This is a genomic window from Thermomonas paludicola, from assembly GCF_024498955.1.
Classification (GTDB): Bacteria; Pseudomonadota; Gammaproteobacteria; order Xanthomonadales; family Xanthomonadaceae; genus Thermomonas; species Thermomonas paludicola.
Genome location: NZ_CP093311.1, coordinates 1,422,874 through 1,435,000 on the forward strand (window position 1 = coordinate 1,422,874; position 12,127 = coordinate 1,435,000).

The 12,127-nt window shown below is 65.6% G+C and carries 9 protein-coding genes; 3 read left to right on the forward strand and 6 right to left on the reverse strand.

Translation table 11 applies throughout. The features are described 5' to 3' along the window. Positions 1–89: 89 nt before the first annotated feature. The 3 genes from LIW09_RS06655 to LIW09_RS06665 are packed head-to-tail and all read right to left on the reverse strand — an operon-like array spanning position 90 to position 7,787. A complete protein-coding gene (locus LIW09_RS06655; RefSeq protein WP_256644878.1) occupies positions 90–3,164 on the reverse strand; it encodes an efflux RND transporter permease subunit in 3,075 nt (1,024 codons plus the stop codon). A 4-nt stretch (positions 3,165–3,168) separates the two neighbouring features. Beyond that, on the reverse strand, positions 3,169–6,660 hold the full coding sequence (locus tag LIW09_RS06660) for an efflux RND transporter permease subunit (protein WP_256644879.1): 3,492 nt from the start codon (positions 6,658–6,660) through the stop codon (positions 3,169–3,171). Beyond that, on the reverse strand, positions 6,657–7,787 hold the full coding sequence (locus tag LIW09_RS06665) for an efflux RND transporter periplasmic adaptor subunit (protein WP_256644880.1): 1,131 nt from the start codon (positions 7,785–7,787) through the stop codon (positions 6,657–6,659). The genes LIW09_RS06660 and LIW09_RS06665 overlap by 4 nt, the downstream gene beginning before the upstream one ends. A 261-nt stretch (positions 7,788–8,048) precedes the next feature. Between LIW09_RS06665 and LIW09_RS06670 the strand changes: the two genes are divergently transcribed. The 3 genes from LIW09_RS06670 to LIW09_RS06680 all read left to right on the forward strand — a co-directional run bounded on the left by LIW09_RS06670 (position 8,049) and on the right by LIW09_RS06680 (position 9,262). After that, entirely contained in the window at positions 8,049–8,426 is a 378-nt protein-coding gene (locus tag LIW09_RS06670) for a c-type cytochrome (protein ID WP_256647172.1), read from the forward strand. 8 nt (positions 8,427–8,434) lie between these two features. Continuing rightward, the gene (locus LIW09_RS06675; RefSeq protein ID WP_256644881.1) at positions 8,435–8,863 is read left to right on the forward strand and encodes a c-type cytochrome; all 429 of its coding nucleotides are present in this window, start codon (positions 8,435–8,437) and stop codon (positions 8,861–8,863) included. 75 nt (positions 8,864–8,938) lie between these two features. After that, positions 8,939–9,262, forward strand: a complete 324-nt coding sequence (locus LIW09_RS06680; protein WP_256644882.1) for a DUF6522 family protein — start codon at positions 8,939–8,941, stop codon at positions 9,260–9,262. Positions 9,263–9,437: 175 nt separating this feature from the next. Here the strand turns inward: LIW09_RS06680 and LIW09_RS06685 are convergent, their stop codons facing one another. From LIW09_RS06685 to phaE, 3 genes are read right to left on the reverse strand one after another with little or no spacing between them, the layout of a single operon-like run. Further along, positions 9,438–9,911, reverse strand: a complete 474-nt coding sequence (locus LIW09_RS06685) for a hypothetical protein (protein WP_256644883.1) — start codon at positions 9,909–9,911, stop codon at positions 9,438–9,440. Between the two features lie 2 nt (positions 9,912–9,913). After that, complete coding sequence (locus LIW09_RS06690) at positions 9,914–10,987, reverse strand: class III poly(R)-hydroxyalkanoic acid synthase subunit PhaC (protein ID WP_256644884.1); 1,074 nt, start codon at positions 10,985–10,987, stop codon at positions 9,914–9,916. Position 10,988: 1 nt separating this feature from the next. Next, complete coding sequence (gene phaE, locus LIW09_RS06695) at positions 10,989–12,089, reverse strand: class III poly(R)-hydroxyalkanoic acid synthase subunit PhaE (RefSeq protein WP_256644885.1); 1,101 nt, start codon at positions 12,087–12,089, stop codon at positions 10,989–10,991. Positions 12,090–12,127 lie beyond the last annotated feature (38 nt).

Sequence of the window (12,127 nt, forward strand, 5' to 3'; positions counted from 1 at the left end):
CGATCAGCATTTCAGCAGCTTTGGCAAGGGGCGATATTCCAAGCAGCAGCCCGCAGCGAGCGATTCCAAATCACATCGCAAGCGGATGATCAGGCTGCACCGACACTGGCCCGCTGCGCCCGCGTCATCCGGGCACGTGCAATCAATCGCGCCGTGCCTGCACGCAAGTCATCTAGCATGGCGTAAATGGTCGGCAGGAACAGCAGGCTGACCACGGTGGAAAACGCCAGTCCGCCGGCAATCGCGCGCGCCATCGGATAGTACGGCGGGCCTTCGCCGGCCACCTGCGTGGTGGACAGCGCAATCGGCACCATCGCCAGGATCGCGGTTCCCATCGTCATCATGATCGGCCGCAGGCGTTCGCGGCTGCCTTCCACCAGCGCATCGATGCGTGGCATTCCGCGCCGGCGCAGGTTGTTGATGTGCTCGATCATCACGATGCCGTTGTTCACCACCACGCCCATCAGCACGAGGATGCCGATGAAGGCCATGATGTTGAACTCGGTGCCGGTCAGCCACAGCAGCCAATACACGCCGAAGATCGAGAACAAGACGCAGCTCATGATCGCCAGCGGGAATAGCAGCGACTCGAACACGGCCGCCATCACGATGAACATCAGGATCAGCGCGATGCCGACATTGCGCAGCATTTGCTGGTTCATGTCGATGTTCATGCCGAATCCGCCGCCCTCGAACGTGTAGCTGTAACCGGGCGGGAATTCGATGGCTTTCAGCGTGGTTTCAATGTCCTGCTTGGCCTCTTCCAGGCTGGCCTTGGGCGCAAGGCTGGCCTGCACCTTCAGCATGGTTTGCCGGTTCATGCGCTGGATGGTGTTGGCCGACGGGCGCATGCCCACGTCCACCATCGCCAGCAGCGGCACGCTGCGACCATCCGGTGTGCGCACGGTGAACGATTGCAGTTCGGCGGGGCCGTAGTGCTCGGCGTCCTTGAAGCGCACGCTGACCGGGATTTCCACATCGCCCTGCTGGAAGTCGCGCAGCGACGCCCCGCGCAAGGCCATGCCCACGAACTGCGCCACCTGCTGCGCGGAAAAACCGTAGCTGGCCGCGCGCTCGCGATTCACCCGCACCGCCAACTCGCTGTTGGCATCGCCGGTATCCACGCGCACGTCGCGCAGGTGCTTGCTGCGGGCAAGCATGGGCAGGACGTCATCGGCCAGCTCTTTCAGCGTCTGCGTGGAATCCCCCGTCAAACTGAAGGAAATGCTCTGGTCGCTGCCACCCATGCCGCCCTGGCGACCGATGCCGATATTGGCGCGGGCCGACTTCGGCAGCCCGGCGCGAATCTCGTCTTGCACCTGCTTGGCCTTCTTCGCGTCCTTGCCGGTCAGTTCCACCTGGGTCATGGCCCAGCCCTGCTCGGCGTAGCGCGAGTACACCTGCTTGACGCCGAAGTGCTGCCGGTTGGCGGCGATGTACTTCTCCACCTCGCCAACCACCTTGCCCATTTCCTCCTTGGAATACGAGCCTTGCCACTGATAGAAAATCCCGATCCGGGTAGGGTCATCGTCGTTGCCGGAATCACCCTTGCTGTGGGTGATCGGCACGATGCTGACGGCAATGATCAAGACGATGCCAAGCACGCTCCAGCCACGATGTTCCAGCGTCCAGCGCAGCAGCCTGGCGTAGCGCGCCTGCAGCGCGGTGAGGAAGGGCGACTTCAGCGCCGGAGGCGTCTTCATCCGCGCCGACAGCATCGGGATCAGGCTGATGGCCACCAGCCACGACGCCAGCAACGACACCGAAATGGTCACCGCCAGCTGGGTCAGGTAGATGGTCAGCATGTTCTTTTCGCCGAACATCATGGGCAGGAACACGATGCAGTGGCACAGCGTGCCGGCCGACAGCGCAATCGCCACGTGGCGCGTCCCGATGATGGAAGCCAGACGCGACTGCCCGGGGTATTTCTCGCGTTCCTGGTAGATGCTTTCCACCACCACCACCGCGTTGTCCACCAGCATGCCCACCGCCAGCAGCAGGCCCATCATCGACAGGATGTTGAGCGTGATCCCGGCGAAGTACATGAAGCCGAGGGTCATGATGAAACAGATCGGGATGGCGGTCGTCACCATCAGCGTGGACGGCCAGTGGCGCAGGAAGAAGTACAGCACCGCCACCGACAGCAGCAGGCCTATCGCGCCGGCTTCCGCCAACGCCAGCAGCGAGCTGACGACCTCCTTGCCCTGGTCTTCGGTCACTTCGATGGACACGCCGCTCAAGGCCGGGTCGCGCTTCAGCGCTTCCAGCTCGGTCTGCACCGAGTGCGACAGATCCACCAGGTTGGCGGCGCGCTCCTTGTAGATGTCCACGCCAACGCTGGGGCGGCCGTTGATCTGGCGCACGTAGCTCATGCGCTGCGGACGCAGGGCCACGTCGGCAATGTCGGCCAGGCGCACGCCGCGGTTGTTGATCGGCATGTCCCGCAGCTGTTCCAAGTCCGCCAACTCGCCCTTGGGCTGGATGCGCAGGCGACGCCCGTCATCGGTGATCTCGCCCGCCGACACCGAGAAATTGGCCGCCTGCAGGCGGCTGACCAGCTCGTTGAGTACCACGCCATTGGCGGTCAGGCGATCCGGTTCGATCGCCACCACCACTTCCTGCACCGGCACGCCCTCGACCTCGATGCGCGCCACGCCGGGGAGCCGTTCCAGGCGCCGCTTGATGCTCTGGTCGATCAATTCGCCGCGCGCGGAAAGATCCTCGTTGCTGGTCAGGCGCAGGCTGATGGCTTCCTGGTCGCCGGTACTCCAGCGGCGCACGAAGTAGCGGCGGAAATCGTCGGGCAGCTGGTCGCGAACGGCATCGATGCGCTCGCGCGCTTCGGAGGCCGCCACCGCGATGTCGCGCCCCCAATCGCTGAACTGCACGAACACGCCGCCGCCGTCGGCGCTGGCGTTGGCATTCATCGACTTGATGCCGGACATCGTCGCCAACGCTTCCTCGACCGGACGCACCAGATTGCGTTCCACTTCCTCCGGGCTCGACCCCGGATAGGGAAGCTGCACGAAGAAGAACGGCGCACTGGCCTCTGGCTGCGACTCCAGCGGCAGCCGGAACGACGCGATCAGGCCGATCACCACCATCGACACGAAAAGCATGACGGTGGTGACCGGGCGGCGGATGGACAGCTCGGTGATGTTCATGGCGTCAGACCTTCGCCTCGCCGTTCGGCCCGCTTGCGCCCAGCGCATCGTGCTCGTGCGCCAGCACGTCGGCCACCGCCTCGGCATCCTTGCGCGCACGCCGGCCACGCTCGGCATAGAACTCGTCGGGCTTGCGATCCAGCAGGTCGTACACCACCGGAATCACCAACAGGGTCAGCAGTGTCGATACCAGCAGGCCGCCGATCACGGTCACCGCCATCGGGCTGCGCACCTCTGCACCATCGCCAAACGCCAGCGCCAGCGGCAGGAAACCGAACACCGCGCACAGCGTGGTCATCATGATCGGGCGCAGTCGCGAGCGTGCGCCTTCGACCAGCGCCGCGCGCTTGGCCACGCCCTCTTCGCGCAACTGGTTGACCTTGTCGATCAGGATGATCGCGTTTTTCACCACCAGGCCGACCAACAGGATCAAGCCGATGAACACCACCACCGAAACCACCGAACGGGTCACCAGCAGCGCGGCCACCGCGCCTACCAGCGCCAGCGGGATGGTGAACAGGATCACGAACGGGTGCAGCAGCGATTCGAACTGCGAGGCCATCACCAGATAGACCAGGAACACCGCCAGGCCGAAGGCGAACAGCAGCGAGCGCAGCGACTCGTCCAGCTCCTGGCCTTGGCCGCCGATCTGCATGCCGATGCCCACGCCAAGCGGGTTGTCGGCCACCATCGCCTCCACTTCGCGGATCGCGGTGCCCAGGTCGATGTCGCGCAGGTTGGCCGACACGATGGCCACCCGGCGATGATCGGCGCGGTGGATTTCACTGGGGCCGCTGGTGGCGGTGACGGTCGCCACCGACGCCAGCTCCACCGGCGCGCCCTTGCCCGAACTCACGATCAGGCGCCGGATGTCGTCCACCGAGGCGCGGTCGGACGCTTCGGCGCGCACCAGTACGTCGATCTTGCGATCCCGGAAGCTGTAGCGCGTGGCCACTTCGCCGCGCACCTTCTTCACCACCGCATCGGCGACCTGGCGCGTGGTCAGGCCCAGCGCGGCCGCGCGGTCCTGGTCGAACACGATCTGGATTTCCGGAAAGCCCTGCTCCACCGTGGATTTCACGTCGGCATAGTGGCCGTTGGCGCGCAGCATCTTCGCCAGCTTTGCGCCGGCGTCGCGGATCGCATCCAGATCCTGTCCTTCCACCTCGATTTCCAGCGGCGGCGACAGGCTGAACAGTTCCGGACGGCTGAAGTCCACCTGTGCCCCCGGATGCTCGCGCATGGTCTTGCGCAGCGCGTCGGTGAGCGGCGCCTCGGCGTCGTTGCCCTGCATCACCACCGACAGCTTGCCGATGTTTTCGCCGCTTTCGGTGGGGCTGGCATCCAGCCGCGTCCCCGTGCCGGAGACGCCGTACAGCACGCGCACTCCGGCATCCTTCGCGTGCGCTGCCTGCACCTGCTGGATCAACGCATCGGTCTGCGCCAGCGGCGTGCCCGGCGGCAGCTTGGCGGTCATGTCGAAGCGGTCCTGCGCCAACTGCGGGATCAAATCGGTGCCCAGCATGGGCAGCACGGCCAGGGTCAGCGCGAACGCGATGCCGGCCACCGCCAGCAGCGGCGCCGGCCGTGCCAACGCCGACGGCAGGATGCGCAGGTAGGCCCGCTCGGCGCGCGCATATGGCAGCATCGCCAGGTCGCTGGCCTTGCGCATGACCGGGCCGATCACCGCGCCGGCAGCGCGCCAGATCCGCACGATTGCCCACACGACGGCGAAAAATCCGTAACGGATCAGCGCACCAATGCCGCGCCCCGCGTAGTGGCCGGGTTTCTGCCAGCCATGCTGCGGCTGCCAACGCGGCGCCCTCTGTTCCTCCGGAAAGCCCATCGGCGCGCGGCCCTTGAGCGCACTGAGCATCGGGATCAAGGTCATCGCCACCACCAGCGACACCGCGATGGCGATCGCCACGGTCAGGGCCTGGTCGCGGAACAGCTGGCCGGCGATGCCCTGCACGAAGACCAGCGGCAGGAATACCGCGATCGTGGTCAAGGTCGAGGCCACCACCGCCATGCTGACCTCGCGCGTACCGGCGATCGCCGCATCGAGGATGCTCAAGCCCCGCTCGCGCGCTTTCGCGATGGATTCCAGCACCACGATGGAGTCGTCCACCACCAGACCCGTTGCCAGCGCCAGGCCACCCAGCGACATCACGTTCAGCGACAGCCCAAGCTGGCCCATCACGAAGAAGGTGGCAATGATCGATACCGGCAACGACAGCGAGATGACGAAGGTGCTCCAGCCGTCGCGCAGGAACAGGAAAATGATGAGGATCGACAGGATGCCGCCGATCACGCCATCCACCTTCACGTCATGGATGGCATTGCGGATGAAGATCGACTGGTCTTCGATGGTGGTCAATTCGATGCCGCTGGGCAGCTGCTCGCGAATCTGCTTGAGCTTGGCCTCCAGCGCATCGGCGGTGGCCACGGTGTTGGCATCGCCTTCCTTGTAGATCGCCAGTTCCACCGCCTCGCGGCCATTCAGGCGAATGATCGCCTCGCGCTCTTTGTAACCCTGGCGCACCACGGCCACGTCCTTCAGGCGGATCGCCTGGGAGCCGGCGGAATCACCGCTGCCTCCCTGCGACAGCGCTGCCATCACGCTGGCGTTGCCGCTGGCAGCCGCCACGCGCATCGCCTGCTGGGTGCTGCCGTTGCCGCTGGCTGCGGCTCGCGTGGTGAGCAACATGTTGCCGATTTCGGCGACGTTGGCGAACTGGTTGACCGTGCGCACCAGATAGCGCTGCGAGCCTTCTTCTAGGCGCCCGCCGGAGACGTTGACGTTTTCCTGCTGCAGGCGCTGGATCACCGTGTCCAGGCTCAGGCCCAGTTGGGCCAACTTGCGCTGGTCCACGTCCACCTGCACTTCATCTTCCAGGCCACCGCCCACCTTGACCGCAGCCACGCCCGTCACCGGTTCGAGCTTGCGCTTGAGGTCATCGTCGGCGAACCGGCGCAACTCCATCAATTGACGGATCGCATCGGCCGCATTGCCGGACGTCTTGGGCGACAGCGCCAGCCGCATGATCGGCTGGGTGGACGGATTGAAGCGCAGCAGCACCGGCGGCTTGGCCTCCAGCGGGAACTGCAGCGACTCCATCTTGTCGCGCACGTCCAGGCTGGCCTGGTCCATGTTGGTGCCCCAGGCGAACTCCAGCACCACGTCGCTCTGCCCGGTGCGCGAGATCGACTTCAGCTTGCGCAGGCCCTTGACCACACCCAGCGCTTCTTCCGCAGGCTGCGAGATCAGCGTTTCCACCTCGGCGGGCGCGGCACCGGTGTAGTCCGTGCGCACGGTCAAGGTGGGATAGCTCAAGTCCGGCAACAGGTTGACCTTCAGGCCGCCCAGCGCAATCAGGCCGAACAGCACCAGCGTCACCGTCATCATGGCGATGGTGACGCGCCGGCGCGTGGCGAACTCGACCAGGCTGAAACCGCCCGGCGAGTGCAAGGGGTCGTGCATGTCGGACGGGCTCATCGTGCGGCCTGCGCCTGCTTGGCCGGCTTGGCCTGCGTATCGGCGCCACTCAGCACCTTGACCGGACTGCCCTCGCGCAGCGCCGCCTTGCCGGCCACCACGACCTGGTCGCCTTGCTGCAAGCCAGAGCGCACTTCCACCCACGGGCCATCGTCGTAGCCAAGCTTGAGCGCCACGCGGTTCGCCTTGCCGGCGCGCACCACGTACACCGCCGGAGCACTGTCGTCGTCCAGCAACGCGATACGCGGGATCACCAATGCGTCAGCGCGCTGGTCGTAGCGAATCTTGATGCGACCGAACATGCCAGGCTGCAGGACATCATCGCCGGCGAACGCGCAGACCACGCGGAAGGTGCCGCTGCCGGCATCCACCACCGGTGAAACCCGGTCGATGCGTCCGGAAAACGTCTTGCCAGGCAACGCATCGGCGGTGAGCTCCACGGCCTGTCCCGGCTTGAGCTTTTCGATCTCGCGCTCGGGTGCGTTCAAGGTGGCTTCAAGCTGCGAGGTATCGACGATGGTGAAAATCGGCGTGTTGATCTGCACGAAGTTGCCGGGTTTGATGTCGCGCGACGCCACCACCCCGGCGATCGGCGCGGTGACGTTGCCGTATGCCAACTCCAGTCGCGCCATGCGCAACTGCGCGCGGGCGTTGTCCAGATCGAAGCGCAACTGGTCCACGTCATTGGCGCTGACCATCTTCTGCTCGGCCAATTGGGTGGCGCGGCGGTAGTTCGCTTCCAGCTTGCGCACCTGCGCTTCGGCCTGCGCCTCCTGCAACACGGCGCGATCCCGGTCAATCGACACCAGCGTCTGCCCGGCGCTGACGTGCTGGCCGACGTCGGCCAGGACCTTCAGCGCGATCCCCGAGGTCTTGGCCACCACCTGCGCCTCGCCGCGTGCCTCCAGCGGCGCAGTGCCGTTGTAACTGGCGGTGATCGACTGCCGGCTGACGGCGGCCACCTCCACCGGGACTGCTTCCGGGCCCCTGTCCTGCTTTGGGTCCATTTTGCCGCCTGGACCGGCGCCCTTGCAGGCGCTCAGGCCGGTGGCAAGAAACAGGCTCAGGCCGGCAAGCAAGAGCGTGCGACCAGGGCGAAAGGCGGTGGCCGGGAAGGTCTTGAGCATGGGGAAATCACTGATGGTTGGTGTTGTAGTCAAGTATCTCACCTATCCGCCCATGTCTGACATGCGCCGAAGGTCATGGATCCGCTCATTTCTGGTTTCTACGCCGGACAGCCCGGAACGGATCGTATCTCCGTCGGCTGGCCGATGCGGATGAGACGCATATGAAGCGAAACGCATTCACCGCTATACTCGGATGAACGGATGCCCAACACCGGCACTCATCCCACAACAGATCCATCCACAATCCGGAACAGCCAGATGATCCGACCGCTGCCGATTGCCGCCAGCCTCGCCCTGCTCCTGACGGCATTTGCCGTTCCCGCGCAGGACCCACCCGCTACCACCGCAGCGCCCGCGCCTGCTGCTGCGGCCCCTGCCGCGCCGGCCGTCGGCGATGTCGCCCGGGGCCATGGCCTGACCTACACCTGCCGCGGCTGCCACGGACTGACCGGCTACAAGAACGCCTATCCCAGCTACCACGTGCCCATGATTGGCGGGCAGTCGGAAACCTACCTGCGCAACGCGCTGGGCGAATACCGGACCGGCAAGCGCAAACACCCGACGATGCAGGCGCAGGCGGAGAGCTTCTCCGAGCAGGACATCGCCGACATCGCCGCCTACCTGTCCAGCATCAAGTGAGCCGAGCCATGACCAAGACTTCCATGACCCTGCTTGCCGTCACCTGCGCCCTCGCTCTGTCCGCCTGCGGCGGCAACGCCGAGGGCGGACACGCCGCAGCGGCCCACACGTCTTCATCCGCGGGCCTGCCTGCCGGCGACATCAAGGCCGGCCTCGAGCTGGCCACCAAGGGCGGCACCGGCGTCGCCGCCTGCGTGTCCTGCCATGGTGCGGAAGGCAACGCCCCGATCGACGGCATGTACCCGAAGCTGGGTGGCCAGTACGCCGACTACATCGCGCACTCCTTGCAGGCATATCGCGGCGGCACCCGTGCAGGCGCCACCGCCGACGTGATGGCTGCCCAGGCCAAGGGTCTCAGCGACCAGCAGATCGCCGACGTGGCTGCCTATTTCGCCAGCGTGCCGCGCAAGCTGCGCGATCTGCAAGACGCGAACTGACGGGCTGCAATCAGCCGCTCGCGCAAGGGGCCGTTGGCCCCTTGTGTTTTTTGCACCGCCGGATTGACCCGGATCATGGCCTGCACGCCTGCCCTGCCGGAAACTGTGGGCCGCTTCCCGCCGCAGCACGTGACCATGGGCAAAGGCATCCCCTTCGACCTCAATCCGACGTTTGAAATCGAGATCGATGCCGCGCCCATCGCGCGCGCGCTGGGTCTGGATGATGGCCGCTTCCGGCAATTGCTGGAGCAGCGCAAAATCACTCAGCTGTGCGAACGCGGCACCGGCGAGGACGCCGGCCTGTATCGCGCCAGCTTCTATTTCGAACAGACCCGCGCACGCGTGGTGGTGAACCGCGAAGGCCAACTGGTCGGCGACGTCGAACGCTACGTGCGTTGATTGATCATGCAAGAAAAACCCGGTCTCGCAGGCGTTGCGCCTGGAGGGGACCGGGTCGGTGACCGGAGCGATTTTCCATGGCGACTTGCGCGCCGTGAAGTTTTTCTCCGGCAAGGGCAAGGTACGCCCCGCCCTGTTAGGAAATGGCTAAGGCCCGCGCATTCAGCGGCACCGTTCATCGGCTTTGCTGCGCACGGTCGCGCGCCCAAGGCCACCAGCCACGCCCGGTCCGCGCGTAGCGATCGGCCGCGCGTTCAAACGGGTTGCGCGCCGACACGCCCCCGCACAGCGCATACAGCGGCAGAAACAGCCCGCCCAGCGCCATGGCCTGGAAGACATGCGCGCGTTCGTGGTCGGCCAGGGTGATCGACGCCTCTGCCTCGTGGCCGGCGTCGTGCGCATAGGTGTTGCAGGCGCGCTCGAGGCTCTCGCCGGTATGCAGGATCACGTTGCCCAGTGTCAGCGCTCCACCCGGGCCCCAGGGAAACCGGTGGAACACGACGGCCAGATCGCGCCGGCTCAGCTGCACGCGCGCGCCCGCCGCCAGCCCGGCCGCGCCGGCCAGCAGCCCCGGCGCGCTGACCGGCAGCGCCCAGGCGATGCCGATGCACTGCACCGCGCGCAGCAGCCAGCGCGGCAGCCTGCGCATGCTCAGCGCGACCGCTTGCCCAGCCAGTCGTGGATCGTCTGCGGCACTTCCTTCTGCGCGCGGCCGGACACGTAGATGCCGATGTGGCCACCCTTGAACGACAGCTCTGTGTAGTCCTCGCTGCCGCACAGCCCGTGCAGCGCGCGCGAGGCATCCGGCGGCACCAGGTGGTCCTGTTCCGCGTAGATGTTGAGGATCGGCATGTCCAGCAAGCCCAAATGAACCTCGCGGTCGCCCACCTTCGCGCCGCCGGTGACGAAGCGGTTCTCCTGGAAGAACTGCTTGCTGAACTCGCGGAATGCCTCGCCGGCCTGGTCGGGCGAATCGAAAATCCACTTCTCCATCCGCAGGAAATCCTCCATCGCCCTGCGGTCATCCAGGATGTCCACCATGCCCACGTACTTCTGTGCAAACAGCCGCCACGGCTTGAGCATCAGGTAGGTGAAATTCATCATGTCGGCCGGCACGTTGCCCAGCGTATCCACCAGCAGGTCCACGTCGATCTCGCGGTTCCAGTTGGACAGCATGTTGTCCTGCGTGTGGAAGTCCACCGGCGTGACCATGGTGATCAGGTTTTTCACCTTGCCCGGATGCAGCGCGGCATAGCACAGCGCAAACGTACCGCCCTGGCAGATGCCCAGCAGGTTGATCGCCTCCAGCGCGTGTGCATTGCGCAGGTAATCCACCGCGCCGCCGATGAAGCGCTCGATGTAATCCTCCAGGTTGAGGAAACGATCCGAACGATCCGGATAGCCCCAATCGATGATGTACACGTCCTCGCCGCGTTCCAGCAGGCCTTTGACCAGCGAGCGGTCGACCTGCAAGTCCACCATGTACGGGCGGTTGACCAGCGCGTAACTGATCAGCAGCGGGATTTTGGCGGTGGGCGCGCGTTCGCCGCGAAAGCGATACAGCACCATCTTGCCGTCGCGCCAGACTTCCTCGCGCGGGGTAACCCCGAACGTCACCCCGGCATCCATGTCGCGCAGGGTGCCGATGCCGGCAGCGAGCTTGCGCTGCAGCTTGGCCGCTTCTTCGGCCAGTGACTCAGCGGTGATGTTCAACGGACCGTTCATCTCAACGCTTCCTTGCGGCCGGCTTGGCAGCCTTCACGGGTGTGGCGGGCTTGCGTGCAGCAACGTTTTTTGCCGGCTTGGCGGCTGCTTTCCTTGCCGCAGGCTTGGCGTCCGCTTTTCTGGCTGCCGGTTTGGCTGCCGTCTTTGCCACGGGTTTTGAAGCGGGTTTTGAAGCGGGCTTTGACGCAGGCCTGGAGGCGGGTTTTGCCGCCGTTGGCGGGGGCGCAACTTCACTGCGTTGCATGCGCCGAAGCTGGCGCTCCAGTTCGGCAATTTTCCGATGCGCGCCATCCAGTTCGGTGCGGCCCGGCAGTCCCATTTGGTTGGTCGTTTGCTCGCCGATGGCCTGTGCGGCGGCGCGCAGCTGCATTTGCGCATTGACCAACTCACCAAACACATGCCGATAGTCCGGCGACAGCGCCGCTTTTGCCCAGGCGTCTTCGGCGGCATCCACCCACAGGTCGAACAAGGCGCGCACGCTGCCAATCTGGCGGCCAGGCTCCTCGCGCTCGGCCAGCTTCGATTCGAATTGTGAAAACGCATCCTGCGCCACCTTCGCCATCAGCGCGTTGTAGGCCTCATTGGCGCGCTGCCAACGCAGCTGCGCCTGGCCCAGCGCCTGCAGGCGCTCCTGGTGTTCCCGGGTGAAGCCAAACGCAGGTCGGCTCAGCGCAGCGGCCGCTTCGGAACGCATGCCCTGCAAATACGGCGCGGCCGCGGCATTCCACTGCGCCACGCCTTCCAGCCCCGGCCCGCGCATGCCTTGCAGCAGCTCCTGGAATGGATTTCCACCGCTGCCAAACGCATTGCGCCAGGCATTGGCGACATCCGCCGCCTGATGATCGCGGCCGACAAATTGCGCGGCCACCTGCTGCATTTGCGCGAACCAGTCGCCACTCTGCCGGTTGAAATGCTCCATCAGGTTGCCGAAACCGGCCTGCGCCGCCTGCCCCGTGACTTGCCGGGTCCAGGCATCCAGCGCGTCACGCATGCCCTGCATGCCTGCACCCGCGCGCGATGGCGATGCCGGGTCGCGCATCGCATCCCCCCACATGCCCCAGTAACGGCGTGCCAGGGCTGCGAAATCGTTGGATGCATCCATCGTGGGTCCTCCATGTGTGCAGTGATGCTAGCAACGCG

What these genes read in the sequence shown, in the direction of transcription:
- LIW09_RS06655 (WP_256644878.1), bottom strand. Translation starts at nt 3,164, where the DNA reads ATGAACATCACCGAGCTGTCCATCCGCCGCCCGGTCACCACCGTCATG.
- LIW09_RS06660 (WP_256644879.1), bottom strand. Translation starts at nt 6,660, where the DNA reads ATGAGCCCGTCCGACATGCACGACCCCTTGCACTCGCCGGGCGGTTTC.
- LIW09_RS06665 (WP_256644880.1), bottom strand. Translation starts at nt 7,787, where the DNA reads ATGCTCAAGACCTTCCCGGCCACCGCCTTTCGCCCTGGTCGCACGCTC.
- LIW09_RS06675 (WP_256644881.1), top strand. Translation starts at nt 8,435, where the DNA reads ATGACCAAGACTTCCATGACCCTGCTTGCCGTCACCTGCGCCCTCGCT.
- LIW09_RS06680 (WP_256644882.1), top strand. Translation starts at nt 8,939, where the DNA reads ATGGCCTGCACGCCTGCCCTGCCGGAAACTGTGGGCCGCTTCCCGCCG.
- LIW09_RS06685 (WP_256644883.1), bottom strand. Translation starts at nt 9,911, where the DNA reads ATGCGCAGGCTGCCGCGCTGGCTGCTGCGCGCGGTGCAGTGCATCGGC.
- LIW09_RS06690 (WP_256644884.1), bottom strand. Translation starts at nt 10,987, where the DNA reads ATGAACGGTCCGTTGAACATCACCGCTGAGTCACTGGCCGAAGAAGCG.
- phaE (WP_256644885.1), bottom strand. Translation starts at nt 12,089, where the DNA reads ATGGATGCATCCAACGATTTCGCAGCCCTGGCACGCCGTTACTGGGGC.